The organism is Novosphingobium sp. FW305-C-111, from assembly GCF_058783565.1.
The window spans coordinates 16,538-36,055 of record NZ_JBYSYP010000007.1 but is presented as its reverse complement, the minus strand read 5'-3'; the positions used below and the strand labels follow the sequence as shown (position 1 = coordinate 36,055).

Below are 19,518 nucleotides of genomic sequence, written 5' to 3'. Positions count from 1 at the left end.
TAAGCGAGACCTGCCACCCTGGCAACCTTGCCGGCCTCTCGCCAGCCTCCAAACATTTCCACCGCAGATCGGAGGCGGCGAAAAATGCGCGCTCGCTGCTCCCAAACAGTCTCGTCTTGCATCATCAGTCGGATCGGAGGGCCTCCCAATAAGGCGGGTCACCGAACGTGGTGCGCAGGCTTTCTCCCAGCGCCCTGATCTTTGCCGCGGCTCCGTGATCTCGCGGGTACGTCAGAAAGAGCTCGGCACCTTCGGCCGGCCAACCGATATCGACAACGGTGAGCGAACCTTGGCGAACCTCTTCATTCACGAAAAAGCTTGGCAAGAGGGCCAGACCCAATCCCGCGAGGGCTGCGTCACGCATCACGATGCCGTTGTTGACCCGCAAGGCGGCTCTCGGCCGGACAACCGACCAACCCGGGCCCACGGCAAATCGCCAGTCCGCCGACCGATTGGCATAAAGCACGCCGCTGTGGCTCTCCAGATCCTTCAAACTCGTCGGCGTGCCTCTAGAAGCCAGATAGTCCGGTGCCGCAACGAGCAGTCGGCGGCTGCTCGCCAGTCTTCGTGCAATCAGGCGGCGATCGCCGATGGCACCGTGCCGCAGGACTGCATCGAAGCCGCCAGTTGCCGCATCGACGAAGCGGTCGTCCAGTTCGAGCGACATCTCGATCGCGGGATGTTCCTTCAAAAAGCGCGCGATTGCGGGACCCAGATGGAGAATGCCGAAGCCCACCGGTGCCGAGATCCGGAGGGGCCCCGCCAACTTTCCGCTTCTGGCATCGACCTCGGCCGCGGCCTCCTCGATCTCGCGCATGATCCGCTGCGCGCGCAACAGAAAAGCCTCGCCTGCGCCGGTAAGGGTCAGCTTGCGCGTAGAGCGTTGGAGCAATGTCGCGCCAAGGACTCGCTCCAGTTCGGCCAGGCGTTCACTGACGACCGATTTTGCGAGACCAAGCCGGCGCGCAGCTGCGCTTATCGAGGTTTCCTCGACAGTGGCAACGAACGCGGCGATTCCATCGAGCTTCATCATCGTTCGGTTTTTCCGTCGACGAATTCCGGAATTGGATGGCTAGTTCGAACGATGCACCATCGGCACTTTCACGTCCAGACAGCGAGAGGCCCCAGAACACGTCTTCGGCCCATTCCGCTGCAACACGAACCGATGGAGAATGATCATGAATGACTTTACCGGAAAGAATGTCCTGGTTCTCGGTGGCAGCCGCGGGATCGGCGCCGCCATCGTGCGCCGCTTCAGCAAGGGCGGCGGCTCGGTTGCTTTCACCTATGCCGGGTCGGAAAGCGCAGCGCAGGCGCTCGGCGACGAGACGGGGGCACGGGCCATCAAGGCCAACAGCGCCGATCGCGACGCGCTTACGTCCACCGTCGCGAGCCGAGGTGCCCTCGACGTGATCGTCATCAATGCGGGAACGCTCGTGCTCGGTGATCCGCTCGAGCTGGCAGCCGACGACATCGACCACATGATCGACGTGAACGTGCGCGCACCGTACCATGCGGCGGTCGAAGCCGCCCGGCGGATGAATGCCGATGGACGCATCATCATCATCGGGTCGGTCAACGGCGACCGGATGCCCTTCGCCGGCGGTGCGGCCTACGCCATGACCAAGTCCGCCGTTCAGGGCATGGTGCGTGGTCTGGCCCGCGATTTCGGTGACCGCGGCATCACGGTGAACAGCATCCAGCCCGGGCCGACAGACAGCGACATGAACCCGGCCGATGGACCGATGGCTTCCACCATGCACAGCTTCATGGCGATCAAGCGCCACGCCAAGCCGAGCGAGATTGCCGATTTCGCAGCGTTCATCGCTGGCCCGAGCGGTGCGATCATAACTGGCGCCATGCACACGATCGACGGTGGGTTCGGCGCGTAAGGCACGCCATGACGATTGAAGCGGAAGCGAATGGTGAGGCTTTCACCAACCGCTTCCGCCGTTCAGCACCCCAGCAGAAGCAGGCTCCACGGCGCGGGAGCCGTCGTCACGGCATTCCTGAAGGGCGTCGGTGAAGCGCTTAGACCACCACATGACGTCGTGCTCTTCGACACCTTGCATGAGGGTCCGCCAACGCCGGATCCGCTCGTCGCGCGGCATGGTGATGGCGCGGCGCAAGGCGTCCGATATTTCTTCCGCGCTGTGCGGATTGACCAGCAGCGCGTCGGACATCTGCTCCGCCGCGCCCGCAAAGCGGGAGAGGATCAGCACGCCCGGATCGTCGGGATCCTGCGCAGCGACATATTCCTTGGCGACAAGGTTCATGCCGTCGCGCAAGGGCGTGACAAGACCCACCTTGCTCGCGCGATAGACCCCGGCGAGCATATCGCGCGTGTACCCTTGGTTGACGTAACGGATCGGGACCCAGTCGAGACCGGCGTGGGCCCCGTTGATCCGTCCGGCCAGACCTTCGAGCGTGCTGCGAATGCGCTGGTAGCTGTCGACCGTGCCGCGCGACGGCGGGGCGATCTGAAGCAAGGTAACTTCCTTGCGCTCTTCCGGATGCTCGATGAGAAACCGTTCGTAGCCAAGGAAGCGCTCCTCGAGGCCCTTGGAATAATCCAGCCGGTCAACCCCGACGATCATCGTGCGTCCGACCGCACTGATTTGGACCCGCTCGCAGGTCTCCCTGGCCGTGTCGCTCGCGGCGAGCGCCGCAAACTCCTTGGCGTCGATGCCGACCGGGCAGGCGATCAGGCGCAGGCGCCGTTCGCCCACGGTCAGCCAGCCATCGTCGTCGATCGTGCCGCCCAGTTCATGCGACACGTAATCGCCGAACGATTGCAGCCATTCGTCGGTGTGGAAGCCGATCAGGTCGTAGGCAAGCAGCCCCTCGGTCAGCGCACGCGCCTCGGGCAGCGTGGCCAGCAGGCGGCGCGGCGGCCACGGAATGTGCAGGAAGAAGCCGATGCGGTTCTCGACGCCGCGCGCGCGCAGTTCCTTGCCCAGCGGGAACATGTGGTAGTCCTGCACCCAGACCAGATCGTCAGGCTCGATCAGGGGCAGCGCAGTATCGGCAAAACGCTCGTTGGCGCGCTTGTAGCCGTCGGCGAAGCTGCGTTCGTATTCGGCCAGGTCGATGCGGTAATGAAACAGCGGCCACAGCGTGCGGTTTGCGTAGCCGTCATAATACTCCTCGATGTCCTGCTCTTCCAGGTCGACGGTGGCCGTGGTCACGCCATCGACACGCTCCATGTTGATGTGGCCGGTAAACTCGCTGGTTTCGTTGCCGGACCAGCCGAACCAGATGCCGCCATGCTCGCGCAAGGCCGCGGAAAGGGCGACGGCGAGCCCGCCTTGCGCGCCGCCTCCTGCACTGACACGGTTCGAAATGACAATCAGCCTGCTCATCGGACAGAGTTCCATGGTTTGCTCAGCTGGACGGCGCAGTTGATCAGGCCGACGAGCGAGTAGGTTTGGGGGTAGTTCCCCCAGAGGTCGCCGTTTGCCGGATCGATGTCCTCGGAAAGGAGGCCGGCCTGGGTGCGGCGGCTCAGCATTTCTTCGTAAAGGGCGCGTGCTTCGCGGCCGCGGCCCGTCAGGTGCAGGGCCTCGATCAGCCAGAAGGTGCAGACATTGAACGCGGTCTCGGGCAGGCCGAAATCGTCCTCCGTGTCATAGCGCAGCATGTGCGATCCGCGCCGCAGGCCCTGTTCTATGGCGGCGAGCGTGGACACGAAGCGCGGATCGTCCGGCGTCAGAAACCGCAGGTCGAGCAACTGGATCACGCTCGCGTCGAGATCGTCGCCCGAGAACGTGGCCGACATCCGCCCGGTGTCGGGACGCCAAGCGGCCTCCTCGATCCGCTCGCGGATGGCGCCTGCGCGCTGGCCCCAGAAAGCCGCCCGCTCAGCAAGGCCGAGCGCCTGCGCCGCGTTGCCCAGCCGGTCGCAGGCCGCCCAGCACATCGCCGCCGAGTACGTATGGACCGACTGGCGCGTGCGCAGTTCCCAAAGACCGGCATCGGGCTTGTCGAACAGGACCCATGCCCTCTCGCCAACCCTTTCGAGCGCTTCGAAATCGGCGGGGCCGGACATGCGCAGCAACCGCTGGTCGAGAAAGGCCTGCGTGTTGGAGAGGACGATCTGGCCATAAGCGTCGTGCTGGACCTGCGAATAGGCGGCATTGCCCACGCGGACCGGCCCCATGGCACGGTAACCGGCAAGATTTCCGGCGATCCGCTCGTCCAGCATCGCCTCCCCCAGCACGCCGTACAGCGGCTGGATATGGCCACCCCGCGCATTGTCGACGATGTTGCGCAAGTAGGCGAGATAGCCCTCGAGCACATCGAGCGCACCGAGGCGATTGAGCGCCTGCACGGTATAGTAGGCATCGCGGATCCAGCAGAACCGATAGTCCCAGTTCCGCTGGGATCCCGCGTGTTCGGGGATCGAGGTAGTCAGCGCGGCGACGATGGCGCCGGTTTCCTCGTGCTGGCACAGCTTGAGCGTGATGGCCGAACGGATCACCACGTCCTGCCATTCGACCGGAGTCGCCAGGCCGCGGACCCAGTGGCGCCACTCGGCTGCGGTCGCCTCGAGCATCTGTTCGAGCGTTTCGGCCAGGTTGCCGGCGAAGCTCTCGTCGGGGCCGAGGAAGAAGTAGTGCGGCTGTTCGAGGCGGAAGGCCCGCTCCTCGGCGACAAGGCCGACCGGCGCGGACGTGGTGAGCCGCATCGTCATGGCCTCGGACAGGTAGCGGATGTGGTTCGATCCGCCGATGGTATTCCTGCATTCGCTGCCCCACCCGCAGGTCGGCCGCAGTCGCACCCGGATACGCGGTGATCCGGCAAGGGGTCGCACGATCCGGACGTAGGCGACCGGCCGGTAGGTGCGGCCATCGCGCCGGAAATACGGGCAGAAATCCACAACCTCGATCTCGCCGCCGTGGGCATCGCGATGGCGGGTCACGAGGATCGGGGTGTTGCGGCGATAGCGCTGGGTGGTTTCCACCACGTCCTCCAGGCCGATGGCCCACAGCCCCTGTTCGGGTTCATCCCCGCCCAGCAGGGCGGAAAAGAACGGGTCCCCGTCGACCCGGGGAATGCAGCCCCAGACAATGTCGCCCGAGGTGTCGATCAGCGCCGAAACCTGGCAATTTCCGATCGGCCAGAGATCGAGGGAAACGGTCATTGGACGGCCCTCCACAGCCAGTCGCGAAGTTCGCGCGGCGAGCGCAGGGCAAAGCCAGCCAGCGTGGGCCGCGGCTCGCCGACAAGGATGGCATGACCGCCAAGGTCGCTGACCGCCTTGAACCCAGGCTCGTCAGTCACGTCATCGCCGGCGAAAACCGGGGTCGTCCCGGCAAGGTGCGGGTGCGCCATCATCGCGACAATCGCGTCGCCCTTGTCGGCGCCGCCAACGCGCAGTTCCACCATCGACTTGCCGCGCTGCAGATAAAGGCCATGACGAAGCGCGAGCGCCTGTGCCAGCTCGCCCGCGGGCGGCCCTGCGTCTGGGGCCAGGCGATAATGCAACGCGACACCAAAACTCTTCTCTTCGACGAGGACACCGCGGCGGCCCTGCGCAAACGCTCGAAAACCGGCGGCGGCGGCGTCCAATGCACCCGGCCGCGACGGACCTTCGGTCGCGCCATCCCAGCGATGCTCGCAGCCATGGCTGCCGGAAATCCAGAGCGCGGCCGCGACGTCGCCCAGCATGTCGTCGATCTGGGCCAGCGAACGCCCGCTCACCACCGCGACCCTGCCGTCCAGGCGCTGCAGGAGCTGCGCGAGCAAGGCCTGTGTCTGCGGATCGGCCCGGACATCGGCGGGGCTGTCGACGAGGTCGAAAAGCGTACCGTCAAGGTCCAGAAAGAGCGTGGCATCGCGCAGGTCCACCTCCGGCGGTGCCGCTAACGCAGCCGTTGCAGTGTCGATTTTGCGTCTCCTGAGCTCGTGCCCTATCCCAGGCGGGACACCCGGGACCCCATCAGAACACGTACGCAGCGCGGTTTTGTTCCTGAGATCGGCATGAATGGCCGCGCCGTGCAGGATTTTCGTCGCCGGAAAGGAAAGCCGGCGACTCGGATAGAGGCGACATTAATCGTGGCGGGTCACGAGAAGCCCGTCAGGAAAGGCGCCACCCCTTGACCCTCTGTAATTCGGACAATCTATGCGTCTGGCCCGATCGACGGATCCTTCCGTCACGGGAGCGTCAGTTAGCCGGCTGCTCGCTGCGGAAACGGACTTTCCGGATACGCCAACATTGCGGACTTCGTGCCAGCTAGCGATACTACTCTCATTCACTCGGAGGGTTGACGATGTTTTGGAAGAGTAAAAAGGCTGCCGCCGACATCCAGCCCCAACCTAGATTTACGTACGAGGAAGCTAAGCAAGCTACCAGAAGCGCCGCATTCCTGAACGTTGCTCACGGCATGACCGATGATGAGGACTACAAGCAGCAGCTTCGACTGCTATTGCAGACATGTCGCACTGCGGCACTGACTGCAGGCGTTGCGGCCGGACATTCTGAAGCCGAAATCGACGGCGCAATCTCGGGACTTTGCGACGCCGATACCTGTAATATGCAAACGGCCTCCGACGACGACTTTCGTCAGTTTGTCGGCAAATGCGGACAAACCGTGAAGGATTTCTTGGATAAAATATGAGGATCGCGTTTATGTCCGGATACCCAACATTGCGCCCGTTCAGTCCGCTGTCCGCGATCCGCAATAGCCAACATCGAACCTTGTTTGTCCGCAATGCCTAGAACGGGAAGAAGTGGTGTATCGCCGCCACCGCCACGGCCCAGGTCAGCAGGTTGAGCGGCAGGCCTACCTTGACGAAATCCATGTAGCGGTAGCCGCCCATCTGGTAGACCAGCACATTGGTCTGGTAGCCGAACGGGGTGGCAAAGGCCGCGCTGGCCGCCATCATGATCGTCACCAGAAACGGACGGGGGCTCACGCCCAGGCTCTCGGCCAGCGCCACCGCGACAGGTGTCAGCAGGACCGCAACAGTCGCATTGGACAGGAGTTCGGTGAGCAGGAGCGTCGCTCCATACAGCAGGATCAGCGCGGTCAGCGGGCCCACACCGTCGACCGAGCCGATCATCCAGCGCGTCGCGTCCGCGGCGAGGCCGGTCTGCTCCATGGCGATGCCGATCACCACCATGCCTGCGATGAGCAGGAGGATCTCCGGCCGCAACCCGGCATAGGCCTGGTCGGGCGAAATCACCCGCAGCACGATGAGCAGGACCGCACCCGCAAAGGCCGCAGCGGCTATCGGCACGAGGTCGATCGCTGCCACGGCAATCACTCCAACGAACACGACCACGGCCACGAGCGCCATCCTTGGGCGGAAATCGTGGACCTGCGCATAGACCGCGGTGTCTTCGAGGGAATCGCCGGTCAGGTCCACGTGGCTGACCGAATGACGCTCGACGTCCGCGCGCGACGTTGCCTTCTCCGGCTCCTCGGCAGGCGCGGGGTCGCCCTTGACCAGCCTGCCGGTGAACAGCACCAGGTAGAGGCAACCCGCCAGCGCCATGGCGAGGCCGACCGGGGTGATTTCGAATATGCCGAACGGCGCCTGCCCCGACGAGCGCGCCATGTCGTCGACCAGCAGATTGGTGGATGTGCCGATCAGCGTGCAGCTGCCGCCGAGAACGGCGACATAGGACAACGGCATCAGGAAGCGCCGCGGATCGAGCCCGATGGATTTCGCGACGTCGCGGATCACGGGCGCGGCCACGACGACGATCGGCGTGTTGTTGAGGAAGGCCGATCCGACGCCGGACATGCCGATCAGGCCCCACAAGCCCGCCGCCCCGGTCCTGCGGCAAAAGACCACGGCTTTCTCGATGGCCTTGTCGAGCAATCCCGACAACTCCATCGCGTAGGCAATCACGAACAGCGAGGCGAGCGTGAGAATGGCGGGGCTGGCAAACGCGCCTTGGACCTCGCTGGGGCGCACGGCCCCGGTAACGAGAAGGATGGCCGCGCCGCTCAGCGCAACGACATCGGCTCTCATGCGGTCCGCAATGAGCGCGGCGACAACGCCCACGAGGACCACGAGGGTCAGGATCTGCTCGATCGTCATGATTATTGAACGCCTACAAGGAGATGACCTCGCCGACAATCAATGGTAGGCATCGGTGATGTTGGAGGCACTGTGCAGATCGGGATGCTCTGCCCGTCAGAGGGCGCACCGGATGCTGGCGCTTGTGGCCTGCCTCGCCATCGCCGGCTGCCAACGCTCGGGCCCTTCGCCGGAGGCATCGGCAACCCCCGATGTCGTCGAAAAGGCGACCTCGACAGTGACCGCCGCCGTTAAGCCGCTTTCCGCTTTGGGCCGGGCCGAGATCCTGACGGCCGTTACCGCAGCCGCCGACGAGGTCGCCGCCGGCAACACCCTGCCGCAATCGAACCTCGAACTGGCGAACCAGAGCTTCGAACTGACCTTGCCGATCGCGTGCGAGGATGGCGCAACCGGTGCCTGGGGCGCATGGCGCTTCGACGCGTCGGCGGGCGTCCTGCGAGTAAGCTTCAACCGGCAGAACTGGGCCGACGAGCCGCTTTTTGCGGAGCTTGCCGAGGGCCAGTCGTTCGAGACGGCCGAGGGCTTCTGGATCGAACGGCCGTGGACGCGGTCGGAGCAGTGCCCTCCCCAAGCCAGCAGCAATTCGGGCAGGCCGGAAACGGCGGGCGCGGTCAAGGATGACGGTCCTGCGCCGGCTGGGGCCGGACCGGAGCAGAGGCTGGCACTCGTCCAGTATTTCTCGTCCGATGCGCCGCGCAGGCTGCTGCGGGGCAAGCGACCTTATGCTTATACCGCGAAACTGCCCAAGGACGCCGAGGCGACAGGCCGTGCGTTCCGGGTCAGGATCCAGGGACGGATCACAGGCTATGCCGACGGCCAGCCGGTACACTGCGTGAACCGGGAGGCGAACCAGCCGCCCATCTGCGCGATGGCGGTCGAATTCGGCAAGATCGCCCTCGAAGACGCGAAAACGGGCGAGCCTCTTGCGGACTGGGACAACTAGGCCGCGTTCGCTGCCCTTCCCTCCAGTCGCTGCAGAATGCCGGCTATGGTCCCGCCCTGCACGATGACCGTGAAAAGCACGACGGCATAAGTCGCCGCAAGGATCAGGTCACGTTCGCCGCCGTGAGGCAGGCCGAGCGCGAGCGCTACAGAAATCCCGCCCCGCAGCCCGCCCCAGATCAGGGTGACGGGCACAATGGCGCCGGCAGCCCGCGCCTTGCCGAAAGCCGAAAGCGGCAGGATGACCGAAACCGACCGGGCCAGCAGCGAAAGCGCAATTGCACCGGCACCAAGCAGGATCAGCCCTGCATCGCGGGGCACGGTCACGGCTTCCAGTCCGATCAGCAGGAACAGCACGGTATTGAGAATGTCGTCGATCAGGTCCCAGAACTTGTGCAGGTAGTCGCGGGTGGTGTCGCTCATCGCATGGGCCACCCCGGCGTTGCCGATGATCAAGCCCGCAACCGCCATCGCAACGGGGCCGCTGACGTGAAGCGGGCTGGCGATCGCATAGCCGCCCATGACCGTCGCCAGACTGATCATGACCTCGACCTTGTAATCATCGATCGAGCGCATCGCCCTGAAGGCGATCCAGCCAATGACAAGCCCTAGCAGAATACCCCCGCCTGCTTCCTCGACGAAAAGCATGGCGGCATGGCCCGGATCGAGCGGGGCTCCGCTGCTGGCGGCTGCCAGCAGGATCGCGAAGATCACGACCCCAACGCCATCGTTGAACAGGCTCTCACCGGCCACGGTGGCTTCGAGCAGCGGCGAGACGTTGGTGCGCTTGAGCACGCTCATGACCGATACGGGGTCGGTCGGGCTGATCAGGGCGCCGAATACGAAGCACCAGATCGCGGGAATGGCATAGCCCATCACGCTGGTGAGCAGGAGAAACCCCGTTCCGACGATGACCGTGGACAGAATGACGCCAACCGTGCTGAGCACGAGGATCGCCCAGCGCCCCCTGTTCAACTGCTGCCATGAAACATGCAGCGCCCCGGCAAACAGCAGGAACGAGAGCATCCCGTCCATCAGCGTGGCATGGAAATCGATGCCGGCAATGAAATCCGCAAGATCGCGACTGACCGAACTCGACGGGAGCATTTCGTCAAGGGCGACCACCAGCAGGGACGCGAGCGCACCCATGACCGTCAGGCCGATCGAAGATGGAAGGCGCAGGAAGCGGAAGTTCACATAGCCCAGTACGGCGGCAACCACGATCAGCACAGCCGCCGCGTTGAAGGGCGTAAGATAGAGATTACCAATCACCCGGATGAATCCTCGTCGTATGGAGCGCAAGATTCTATGCGCGCCGGCCGGCGTCTACGTAACGGGAGCGAAGCGCTGGCTCCAGTTCCATTGGACGTGTGCAACGTGGCGATCAGGACCAGTAGCGGCGATAGATCCCGGCGAGCTGGGTCCGGTCGACCTCGGCGGTCATCGCGGCCATCGCGCGGGCCAGCGCCTCGGTTGCCGCGGCGTGGCAGTCGCGCCTGGCAGCAGGCGCCGCTTCGGCAAGCGCAGCGAGTGATTTCTGCAGCCTGATCGCGACTTCGACCAATCCGGCCCCATCGCGCGCGATCGGGCGGTACAAGTCCTCCAGCAGTTCGGGAAAGCGCAAGGCGGGGACGCCGACCCTTCCCAGGTCAGGCTTGTCGCCATCCTCCTTCATAGTCACCATCGCGGACAGGACCCGGGTCCCGGCCTCGAGGACCGAAATGGCGGTTCCCGGGTCGTTCACCGCGGGTGACAAGGCACGGGAGGCGATCTCTGACAGGACCACGAGACCGAACCGCGGATCGTGATCGAACGCGCGGTCGTGCGCGACGGTGAAGGCCGATTGCACGCGCTCCACCTGCTTCGCGTCGGGCCGGGCGGTGGTCCAGGCCACCGACCGAGCCGGATCGGCCATGATGCCAGGCAAGGCGGTCAGAACGATCTCCCCGTCAATGTCTTCGGCCACTTCCTGCAGCACGGCAATGTCGACGTGGGTGATGCGGCCGATGTCCTCGAGCTGGATCAGGGTCGCGCCATCCGGAATCTCCTGCCGCCGCGATGGCCCGAAGCAAGGCGGCCCTGCAACCGACCGCGCGGCCTTCATGGTTGCCGTTTCGACCCGGTCGACCGTATCGTTCACCCGCCCGAAGCGCGTGATGTGCTCGATCCAGCGTAGGAAGGTGACGACGATGCTGGCAATGACCAGGACCGTGCCGCCAAGCAGCACGACGCGGCCGCTCTCGCCGTAAAATCCCGTCGAAAGCGCGATGATTCCGACGATGGCGAACAGGAAGCTGCCAAGGAACGTGGCCAGCGCGTTCTGGGCGGTGGAGTCCTCGACCAGCAACTGCACGGCCCGAGGCGTGATGTTGCTCGTCGCGCCGGAGTATGCCGAGACCATCGCCGTGAGCGAAAACGTCGTCACGGCCAACATGCTCGATGCGAGCACATTGAGGATGTTGTCTACCGACCGGGCACCGACCTTCACCGCAAACTCGTACGAGATGAGATGGCCGATGATCGCGCTCGCAAGCGCAAGACCGATGGCGAAGACGCAGAACAGACCTGCACGAAACCACATTCGGCGGGTCAAAAGCCGCAAGGCCCACTGCCATTTTTTCAAGATCTGCCCCGGATCGTTTGCGCCGCGAGCAAACGAAACAGCCCGTTGCACCGATCGTTCCGCAATCCTGCTGCCCCCGGATGGGCGGCAAGTCTTCTCGAGTACCAAGGCGGCAAAGCTGGGACTGGGGCCACCAGTCAATGCGCAAACCGGCTCACGTCAACGCCGCCTAAGGCGTCGCTGCGGCCACATGCGCAAGGACTGGAGCCACGCCGCTCAGTTGGGCCATGCCTGATCCGATCAGCATGACGGCGGGCCCCTCCCCCGGCAATCCGTTGACCGCCAGGCGAAGCAGATCGAGCCGCGTGAGCAGGGATCGCTCGCTTGGCAGGCTCGCGTCGATAACCACGGCGACCGGCGTTTCCGGGGGCAGGCCGTGCTTGATGAGGTTGGCGGAGACCTCGTTGGCGGCCGCCTTTCCCATATAGACCGCGAGAGTGGCAGCCGGATCGGCCAGCGCTTGCCAGTCCAGCTCCAGCGGTTCGCCGGCGCGCGCGTGCGCCGTCACGAAGACGAGTTTGCGTGCGGTCCCGCGCAAGGTCAGCGATCGTCCCAGTCCGGCAGCGGCGGCGCTTGCAGCGGTCACGCCGGGGCAGATGGCGACCGGCACCCCGGCTCTGCGACATGCGTCGACTTCTTCGGCGGCGCGTCCGAAGATGCCGGGATCCCCGCCCTTCAAGCGAACGACCCGTTCGCCCGCCAGCGCCGCTTCCACAATCAGCGCGTCGATTGCCGGCTGCGACTTGGAATGGCGACCGGAGCGCTTGCCGACGGAAACCCGGCGGGCGGTCGGAGGGATGAGGTCCAGCACGCCCTGACCGACGAGCGCGTCGCAGAAGACGACCGTTGACATGGCGATGAGGCGTTCGGCCTTGCGCGTGAGAAGATCCGGATCACCCGGCCCCGCTCCCACCAGCCAGACCATGCCGCCAGGAAAATCGCTGCAGTCCAGGTTCATTCCGCTGCCTCCTTGTCGTGGGTCAGGGCTGCTTCGAGCAACCGGGCGACGGCCGGGCGGCAGGAGCCGCAGTTCGTGCCCGCGCCGGTCGCGGTGCCGATGGCCGCGACGGTCGATGCCCCGGAGCAGGCGGCACGGGTGATCTCGTGGGCTCCGACGCCGAGGCAGATGCAGGTCATCGGTCCTCGATCGGCCTGGGGTACGGCCGGACGCCCGGCCAGTCGCTCTTGCGTGGTGGCTTCGCTCTGCCCGAGCTGCCCGGCGATCCACTCGCGCGACGGCAATTCCCCCGTGCGGGTCAGGTAGAGCGCAGCGCGCAAGGTGCCGTCTTTCTCCGCCGCCAGGATCCGCCGCATCCCCCGCCCCAGATCCGCCACTTCTTGCCAATCGCCCGCCGGGAGCAGCCCGGCAGGGTCGATGGCGGCCTCTCCGGCCAGCTCGTAAAGCCACCCGCCGCGCACCCGCGACCGGCTCCACCACAGCAGCGGCGGGAGGGCCGGCTCGAACTGGGTGACAAGGAACGCGCGCCATTCGGGCGTGACCGGTTCGACGCGGACCGGGGTGTTCTTGAAGCCCGGCTGGCCCGAGACGGGATCGACTTGCGGCAGAGGCAGGCGATTGGCGCGGCCCTCTCCGGCCATAGCGTCGGTCCAGTGCATCGGCACGAACACCTCGCCGCGGCGCTGACCGTCGCTGACCTGAAGGCGAAAGATGGCGCTCGCGGCCGCAGTCGTGGCACGGGCGAGCCCCCCGTCCGCCAGTCCGAGCTCTGCCGCGTCGGCGGGATGGACCTCGATCAGCGGCTCCCGGCGGTGCTGCGACAGCGTGGGCGAAAGCCCGGTGCGGGTCATGGTGTGCCACTGGTCGCGGTAACGGCCGGTGTTGAGGCGGAGCGGATAGGCAGGATCGCGCCGAACGGACGCAGGCCCTGTCACGCTGACCAGCCTGAGCTTGCCTTCCACGCGCGCCAGTGGCCGTTCGCCGCCCCAGCGGAACGGCTCGAGCGCATCGTAGGCGGCGTCGCTCAGGTCCGACTTCCCGGACAGGTCGAGCACCTTGCCGTAGCGCGGGGCGAGCGCGGTCATCGCCGCGTACTCGCGGAACACGCTGGCGCTGGACTCGAACTCGAAGGCCCTGCCCCAGCCCATCCGCCGGGCGAAGTCGCTCATGATCGCCCAGTCGGCGCGCGCCTCGCCGGGGGCAGGAAACAGCGCGCGCTGGCGGCTGATCATCCGCTCGGAGTTGGTGACGGTTCCGTCCTTTTCGCCCCAGGCCAGGGCCGGCAGGCGGATGTGGGCGAGGCGTGCGGAGTCAGTATCGGCGATCACGTCGGAGACGACCAGCGTCTCGCACCGCGCCAAGGCCTCGCGGACGAACCCGGCGTCGGGCATCGACACCGCCGGGTTGGTCGCCATGACCCAGAGAAAGCGGATCCGTCCGTCGTGGACTGCGCGGAACATGTCGACCGCCTTGAGCCCGGGTCCCGAACAGATGTTGGGCGCGTTCCAGAAGATCGCAACGTCGGCGCGTTCCTGCGCGGAAAAGCCGAGGTGGCAGGCGAGCATGTTGGCCAGCCCGCCCACTTCGCGCCCGCCCATCGCGTTGGGCTGCCCGGTGATCGAGAACGGGCCCGCGCCCGGCGTGTCGATCCGGCCGGTCGCGAGGTGCAGGTTGATGATCGCGTTGCCCTTGTCGGTCCCGCTGCGCGACTGGTTCGCGCCCATCGAGAAGACGGTGACCATCTTCGGATGCGCTGCCACCAGCTCGACGAGCCGGGCGAAAACCGCGCCATCGACGCCTGCCGAGAGAGGCGATCCGTTCAGGTCTTCCCAGAAGCTCTCGGCAACCGAACATCGGTCGGTCAGGAAGGCGTGGTCGACCAGACCTCGACCGTCCAGTTCGACGAGCAGCGCATTGAACAGTGAGACGTCGCCGTCGGGCGCGACCGGCACATGGAGATCGGCCTGCTCGGCCGTCTCCGTGCGACGCGGATCGATGACCACGAGCTTCGTTCCGCGGCCTGCGCGGGCGGCTTCTATCCGCTGCCAGATCACCGGGTGGCACCACGCGGTGTTTGACCCGACGAGCAGGATCAGGTCGGCCTGGTCGAGGTCGTCGTAGGTACACGGCACCAGGTCCTCACCGAACGCGCGGTTGTGCGCCGTGACGGCGCTGGCCATGCACAGGCGCGAATTGGTGTCGATGTTGCCGCTGCCGATGAAGCCCTTCATCAGCTTGTTGGCGACGTAGTAGTCCTCGGTCAGGAGCTGACCGGAGACATACAGCGCGACGCTGTCCGGCCCATGCTCGGCGATGGTCTCGCGCATTCTCGCGGCAGCGAGATCCAGCGCCTCGTCCCAGCCTGCGCGGCGCTCGCCGATCATCGGGTGGAGCAGCCGGCCTTCGAGGCTGACTGTCTCGCCGAGGTGCGTGCCTTTGGAGCAGAGCTTGCCGTAGTTGGCGGGATGGTCGGGGTCGCCCTTGATGGTGACCGAACGCTCGCCGGTGACAATGGCGCTGATCCCGCAGCCCACCCCGCAATATGCGCAAGTCGTGCGGACGTCCGCCATCACGCGGCCCGGCTTCCCAGCACCGCCTCGCGCAGCAGATAGATCCGCCCGGCATCCACGCGCAGCGGGATCGTCGGCACGCAGCCCTTGTCCTCGCCCTGCGCCTCGCCGGTCTTCAGCGAGATATTCCAGCTATGCAGCGGACAAGTCACCACCGTGCCATGGACGATGCCCTGGCTAAGAGGCCCGGCCTTGTGCGGACACTTGTTGACAAGGGCATAGAAGCGGTTGTCGAGCGTGTGAAACACGGCGATCTCATCTCCGCCGCGCACCGGCAGCGTCCGTGCATTGCCGGGAGCGATCTGGCTCACCGGGCCGATGTCGAGCCATTCGCCGATCATGACACGGTCTCCAGAGGGCGGACTTCGCCGATGTGCTGGTGCAGTTCCGCGTCCTCCCCGGCAACGCGCCTTGCCCAGGGGTCGTCCTGCATGAACTGCTGCGAGAAGCGGAACCGGGCCGCCAGCGTCGCGACCGCCTCGGGATCGTCGAACAGCCCGGCCTTGACGTGATCGAGCCCGACCCGCTCGATCCACGGGGCCGTCCGCTCGAGGTAATGCGCCTGCTCGCGGTAAAGCTGGATGAAGGCCGCGCAGACCTCCATCGCCTCTTCTTCGGTGGCGACCTTGCACAGGAGATCGGTCGCGCGGACCTTGATCCCGCCGTTGCCGCCGACGTGGAGTTCGTAGCCCGAATCCACGCAGACCACGCCGAAGTCCTTGATCGTCACCTCGGCGCAGTTGCGCGGGCATCCGCTGACCGCGATCTTGAACTTGTGCGGCATCCATGAGCCCCAGGTCATCCGCTCAAGCTTCACGCCGAGGCCAGTGGAGTCCTGCGTGCCAAAGCGGCACCACTCGCTGCCGACACAGGTCTTCACCGTGCGCAGCGACTTGCCATAGGCATGGCCTGACACCATCCCGGCCGCGTTGAGGTCGGCCCAGACGGCGGGCAGGTCTTCCTTCCTGATCCCGAAGATGTCGAGCCGCTGCCCGCCGGTGACCTTGACCATCGGCGCGTTGTATTTCTCGACCACGTCGGCGATCGCCCGCAGCTCGCGCGGGTTGGTCAGCCCACCCCACATCCGCGGGACAACGGAGTAAGTCCCGTCCTTCTGGATATTGGCATGCATCCGTTCGTTGACGAAGCGGCTGTGTTGCTCGTCCACGTACTCGCCCGGCCAGGCGCACAGCAGGTAGTAATTGAGCGCCGGGCGGCACGAGGCGCAACCGTGCGGGGTGGTCCAGTGCAGTTCCTGCATGACCTGCGGAATGGCGCGCAGGCTCTTTTCAAGGATCAGCCGGCGAACGTCGTCATGGGTGAAGCTGGTGCACTTGCAGAGCGTCTTCGGACCCGACCGTACCTCGCCGCCGAGCGTCAGGGCGAGCAGGCTTTCGACGAGGCCGCTGCAGCTGCCGCAGCTCGCGCTGGCCTTGCAGACCGAGCGCACCGCATCGAGGCTGCATGCGCCCGCATTGATCGTCTCGACGACCTTGCCCTTGGACACGCCGTTGCAGCCGCAGATTTCCGCATCGTCGGAAAGGGCGGCAACGGCGGCATTAGGGTCCGCGAGGGCGCCCCCCGCGGCGAAAGCCTGGCCGAAAATCAGCGCCTCGCGGATTTCCGCGATGCTCTCGCCCTTTTTCAGCAGGTCGAAATACCAGTTGCCGTCGGCGGTATCGCCATAGAGCACCGCGCCGACCAGCTTGTCGTCCTTGACGATGACCCGCTTGTAGAGCCCGCGCGCGGCGTCGCGCATGACGATGTCCTCGCAGCCCTCGCCGCCGGAAAAGTCGCCGGCCGAGAACAGGTCGATGCCGGACACCTTCAGCTTGGTCGAGGTGACCGAGCCTTCGTAGCCGCTGGGCGCGCCCGTCGCGTGGTCCGCCAACGCCCGGCACATCTCCCAGAGCGGGGCGACAAGACCGTAGCAGGCGCCCCGGTGCTGAACGCATTCGCCGACCGCCATGATCGCCGGGTCGGACGTGACCATATGATCGTCGACGAGGATGCCCCGCTCGACCTCCAGCCCCGCGGCCTTGGCGAGCGCGGTGGCCGGCCTGATGCCTACCGCCATGACCACGATGTCGGCCGCGATCTCGCGCCCGTCCTTGAGCTTTACCCCGGCGACGTGCCCATCCTTTTCGAGGATCTCCGCGGTATCCGCGCCGGTCAGGATGGTCTGGCCGCGGCGTTCGAGCTCGCTTTTGAGCAGGTATCCCGCCGCCTCGTCGAGCTGGCGCTCCATCAGGGTGGGCATGAGGTGGACAACGGTGACCTTCATGCCCCGCAACGAGAGGCCGTGCGCCGCCTCGAGCCCGAGCAGCCCTCCCCCGATCACCACTGCGTCGCCGCCCTGCTCGGCTGCGGCGAGCATCCTGTCGACGTCGTCGAGGTCGCGGAAGGTCACCACGCCAGGCAGGTCCTTGCCCGGCACCGGGATGATGAACGGGTCGGAGCCGGTCGCGATGAGCAGGCGATCATAGGGTTCGGCGCGGCCCGAGCGGGCGATGACCGTCTGCGTGGCGCGATCGATCGAGACCACCGGATCGCCCGAGATGAGGGTGATCGCGTTGTCGGCATACCAGGCGGCGTCGTTGATGACGATGTCGTCGAACGCCTTCTCGCCCGCCAGGACCGGACTGAGCATGATCCGGTTGTAGTTCACCCGCGGTTCCGCCCCGAAGATCGTCACCGTGTATCGGCCCGGATCGCGCGCCAGGATCTCCTCGACGGCGCGGCACCCGGCCATGCCGTTGCCGATCACCACCAGCCGTTCGGCCAAGGTGGCCCGACCGTCGCTGGCGTCGAAACTTGTCGGAGCGTTCACAGTCTCTTCCTTCGAACGCGCAAACACGAAAAAGCCGCCCGAACGCACCCCGGCTGGGGAGGTCTGGGCGGCGACGTTGCCACGCGATGTTGATTTCAGTGCAGGTCCGGCTGGATCGCCCGGCTTTGGGCGGCGGTGCCTGCAAGGCAATGGGTAACCGATTCGATCCGGTCAGGGCAAGTCGATTTTTGCAGTGCAGCAAAATTTCGTCGTCCCGGACCGGGTCCGGAACGACGACTTTCCTCAAAACGAATATTCCGCCTGAAGCCATACGATCCGCTTGTCCGTGCCGAACCCTTGCGCATCGTAGTCGGCGTACTTGGCGAGCAGGCCCACCTTGCCGACCTTGAAGCCCAGGCTGGCGTCCCATTCCTCGCCGTACTTCAGGTGCCCGACGTCGCTGTGGAACGCATGGTAGGTGACCTGTGCCATCAGTCCCGGCAGCGCCTTGATCTTGGGGAAGGCCTTGCCAAGTCCGACATAGATGTCCTCCAGGCCTCCGTTCGGCGTGGTCAGGAAGACGTCGGCCCAGCCGTTGAACTTGTGCAGCGTGGCCATCGGTGTCTGCACGGCACGGCCATTGTCCGAACCGAGGAGCTCGTAGCCGCCGGTCAGGGTAAAGCCCATGTAGGCCAGGCCGGCCTCGGCAGCGACATAGTCGGCGCTGTAATCGACCGGGTTTTCCTTCCAGTCCATTTGCCTGGCATAGCTCGCCGCAAGGTTGAGCTTGGCCGCCTTGCCCAGCGGCAGCGCGGCGGTGGCACGCACTCCGTAGGTCTGGCTGTCGGGCATGGTCGTGACGAGCGCGCCGGGCTGCTCATTCGCATCGTAGTCGTTGAGGTAGGCAAAGCCCTTGACCGTCACCGGACCCGCCTTGACCGCCGCCCCGACCATCGCGAAATTGCCGTCGAAAGCGGTGCGCGGTCCGGCGTCGTGGCCGAAAATCGTCCGCTGGCTGATCGCGTAGGTGCCATCGAGCATGACCGGGCCGATCGTCGCCTCGCCGCGGACGGCGTCGAAGGTCTGCTCGTTCTGCCGCCAGCCCACCGCACCGACCCAGCGCTGGTCGTCGAGGTTGATGCGCTGGCGCCCCACCGTCAGCGTCACCGCCTTGCTCTTGTACTGAAGCTGCAAGCGGTTGAGCTCGACGTTCTGTGGATCTGCCACGACATCGAAGCCGGGCCGGCGCTGGCTGTCGGCAATCGCGAAGGGAAAGGCGTTGTACTGGTTGCCGATTCCCAGCGTCGCCTCGCTTTCGACCAGGAAGGCGAGGTGCGAGGGCGCGTGTTTCAGCTCGATGCCGCTGCGAACGCGCATGGTCACCGCATCGGCGTCCTGTGTGGCGGGTGTCTTCGGCGTCTCCACGTGCTCATAGCGCAGCCGCGCGTCGAGCATCGGGTCGAGGGTTAGACCCTCTCCAATGGCAACCGCGCTGCCGAACGCCTTGGGCGCATCGGCCCAGGCAGGCGTGGCGAGGGCGAACGACCCCGTAGCCGCGGCAAGCGCCGCGACGGTCAGCTTCACTGTCATGATATTCCTCCCT

General features: G+C 65.7%; 15 protein-coding genes. 3 read left to right on the top strand and 12 right to left on the bottom strand.

What is annotated here, in order from left to right; genetic code table 11:
* Window positions 1-124: 124 nt before the first annotated feature.
* A complete protein-coding gene (locus AC3WLD_RS09810; RefSeq protein ID WP_492556777.1) occupies window positions 125-1,033 on the bottom strand; it encodes a LysR family transcriptional regulator in 909 nt (302 codons plus the stop codon).
* A gap of 145 nt (window positions 1,034-1,178) precedes the next feature.
* On the opposite strand from AC3WLD_RS09810, the gene bdcA reads away from it, so the two are divergent.
* Window positions 1,179-1,892 carry an SDR family oxidoreductase gene (gene bdcA / locus AC3WLD_RS09805; RefSeq protein ID WP_492556776.1) on the top strand — a complete coding sequence of 238 codons (714 nt, stop codon included), beginning with the start codon at window positions 1,179-1,181 and terminating at the stop codon, window positions 1,890-1,892.
* Between the two features lie 42 nt (window positions 1,893-1,934).
* Here the strand turns inward: bdcA and AC3WLD_RS09800 are convergent, their stop codons facing one another.
* The 3 genes from AC3WLD_RS09800 to otsB are packed head-to-tail and all read right to left on the bottom strand — an operon-like array spanning window position 1,935 to window position 5,850.
* Window positions 1,935-3,362 carry an alpha,alpha-trehalose-phosphate synthase (UDP-forming) gene (locus tag AC3WLD_RS09800; protein ID WP_492556775.1) on the bottom strand — a complete coding sequence of 476 codons (1,428 nt, stop codon included), beginning with the start codon at window positions 3,360-3,362 and terminating at the stop codon, window positions 1,935-1,937.
* On the bottom strand, window positions 3,359-5,143 hold the full coding sequence (locus AC3WLD_RS09795) for a glycoside hydrolase family 15 protein (RefSeq protein ID WP_492556774.1): 1,785 nt from the start codon (window positions 5,141-5,143) through the stop codon (window positions 3,359-3,361). The genes AC3WLD_RS09800 and AC3WLD_RS09795 overlap by 4 nt, the downstream gene beginning before the upstream one ends.
* The gene (gene otsB, locus AC3WLD_RS09790; protein ID WP_492556773.1) at window positions 5,140-5,850 is read right to left on the bottom strand and encodes a trehalose-phosphatase; all 711 of its coding nucleotides are present in this window, start codon (window positions 5,848-5,850) and stop codon (window positions 5,140-5,142) included. Before otsB ends, AC3WLD_RS09795 begins: the two co-directional genes overlap by 4 nt.
* Window positions 5,851-6,272: 422 nt before the next feature.
* Between otsB and AC3WLD_RS09785 the strand changes: the two genes are divergently transcribed.
* Window positions 6,273-6,620, top strand: coding sequence for a hypothetical protein (locus AC3WLD_RS09785; protein ID WP_492556772.1), 348 nt, complete (start codon window positions 6,273-6,275; stop codon window positions 6,618-6,620).
* Window positions 6,621-6,717: 97 nt separating this feature from the next.
* On the opposite strand, the gene AC3WLD_RS09780 is transcribed toward AC3WLD_RS09785, so the two are convergent.
* The gene (locus AC3WLD_RS09780; RefSeq protein ID WP_492556771.1) at window positions 6,718-8,052 is read right to left on the bottom strand and encodes an SLC13 family permease; all 1,335 of its coding nucleotides are present in this window, start codon (window positions 8,050-8,052) and stop codon (window positions 6,718-6,720) included.
* A 112-nt stretch (window positions 8,053-8,164) separates the two neighbouring features.
* Here AC3WLD_RS09780 and AC3WLD_RS09775 point away from each other — a divergent pair, with 112 nt between their 5' ends.
* The gene (locus AC3WLD_RS09775) at window positions 8,165-8,995 is read left to right on the top strand and encodes a hypothetical protein (protein ID WP_492556770.1); all 831 of its coding nucleotides are present in this window, start codon (window positions 8,165-8,167) and stop codon (window positions 8,993-8,995) included.
* Here AC3WLD_RS09775 and AC3WLD_RS09770 read toward each other — a convergent pair.
* The 7 genes from AC3WLD_RS09770 to AC3WLD_RS09740 all read right to left on the bottom strand — a co-directional run bounded on the left by AC3WLD_RS09770 (window position 8,992) and on the right by AC3WLD_RS09740 (window position 19,505).
* Window positions 8,992-10,266 (bottom strand): cation:proton antiporter, encoded by a 1,275-nt coding sequence (locus AC3WLD_RS09770; protein WP_492556769.1) that lies wholly within the window; start codon window positions 10,264-10,266, stop codon window positions 8,992-8,994. The two genes, AC3WLD_RS09775 and AC3WLD_RS09770, sit on opposite strands and share 4 nt — an antisense overlap.
* Window positions 10,267-10,378: 112 nt before the next feature.
* Window positions 10,379-11,575, bottom strand: a complete 1,197-nt coding sequence (locus AC3WLD_RS09765; protein WP_492556768.1) for a DUF2254 domain-containing protein — start codon at window positions 11,573-11,575, stop codon at window positions 10,379-10,381.
* Window positions 11,576-11,786: 211 nt separating this feature from the next.
* On the bottom strand, window positions 11,787-12,575 hold the full coding sequence (gene cobA, locus AC3WLD_RS09760) for a uroporphyrinogen-III C-methyltransferase (protein WP_492556767.1): 789 nt from the start codon (window positions 12,573-12,575) through the stop codon (window positions 11,787-11,789).
* The gene (locus AC3WLD_RS09755) at window positions 12,572-15,145 is read right to left on the bottom strand and encodes a nitrate reductase (protein ID WP_492556766.1); all 2,574 of its coding nucleotides are present in this window, start codon (window positions 15,143-15,145) and stop codon (window positions 12,572-12,574) included. Before AC3WLD_RS09755 ends, cobA begins: the two co-directional genes overlap by 4 nt.
* Window positions 15,145-15,486, bottom strand: coding sequence for a nitrite reductase small subunit NirD (nirD, locus tag AC3WLD_RS09750; RefSeq protein WP_492556765.1), 342 nt, complete (start codon window positions 15,484-15,486; stop codon window positions 15,145-15,147). Before nirD ends, AC3WLD_RS09755 begins: the two co-directional genes overlap by 1 nt.
* Window positions 15,483-17,975, bottom strand: coding sequence for a nitrite reductase large subunit NirB (gene nirB, locus AC3WLD_RS09745; RefSeq protein ID WP_492556764.1), 2,493 nt, complete (start codon window positions 17,973-17,975; stop codon window positions 15,483-15,485). Before nirB ends, nirD begins: the two co-directional genes overlap by 4 nt.
* Before the next feature lie 243 nt (window positions 17,976-18,218).
* Entirely contained in the window at window positions 18,219-19,505 is a 1,287-nt protein-coding gene (locus AC3WLD_RS09740; protein ID WP_492556763.1) for an alginate export family protein, read from the bottom strand.
* Window positions 19,506-19,518: the final 13 nt, after the last annotated feature.

Coding starts and splice junctions, on each gene's coding strand:
- AC3WLD_RS09810 (WP_492556777.1), bottom strand. CDS start 1,033: ATGATGAAGCTCGATGGAATCGCCGCGTTCGTTGCCACTGTCGAGGAA.
- bdcA (WP_492556776.1), top strand. CDS start 1,179: ATGAATGACTTTACCGGAAAGAATGTCCTGGTTCTCGGTGGCAGCCGC.
- AC3WLD_RS09800 (WP_492556775.1), bottom strand. CDS start 3,362: ATGAGCAGGCTGATTGTCATTTCGAACCGTGTCAGTGCAGGAGGCGGC.
- AC3WLD_RS09795 (WP_492556774.1), bottom strand. CDS start 5,143: ATGACCGTTTCCCTCGATCTCTGGCCGATCGGAAATTGCCAGGTTTCG.
- AC3WLD_RS09785 (WP_492556772.1), top strand. CDS start 6,273: ATGTTTTGGAAGAGTAAAAAGGCTGCCGCCGACATCCAGCCCCAACCT.
- AC3WLD_RS09780 (WP_492556771.1), bottom strand. CDS start 8,052: ATGACGATCGAGCAGATCCTGACCCTCGTGGTCCTCGTGGGCGTTGTC.
- AC3WLD_RS09775 (WP_492556770.1), top strand. CDS start 8,165: ATGCTGGCGCTTGTGGCCTGCCTCGCCATCGCCGGCTGCCAACGCTCG.
- AC3WLD_RS09765 (WP_492556768.1), bottom strand. CDS start 11,575: ATGTGGTTTCGTGCAGGTCTGTTCTGCGTCTTCGCCATCGGTCTTGCG.
- cobA (WP_492556767.1), bottom strand. CDS start 12,575: ATGAACCTGGACTGCAGCGATTTTCCTGGCGGCATGGTCTGGCTGGTG.
- AC3WLD_RS09755 (WP_492556766.1), bottom strand. CDS start 15,145: ATGGCGGACGTCCGCACGACTTGCGCATATTGCGGGGTGGGCTGCGGG.
- nirD (WP_492556765.1), bottom strand. CDS start 15,486: ATGATCGGCGAATGGCTCGACATCGGCCCGGTGAGCCAGATCGCTCCC.
- AC3WLD_RS09740 (WP_492556763.1), bottom strand. CDS start 19,505: ATGACAGTGAAGCTGACCGTCGCGGCGCTTGCCGCGGCTACGGGGTCG.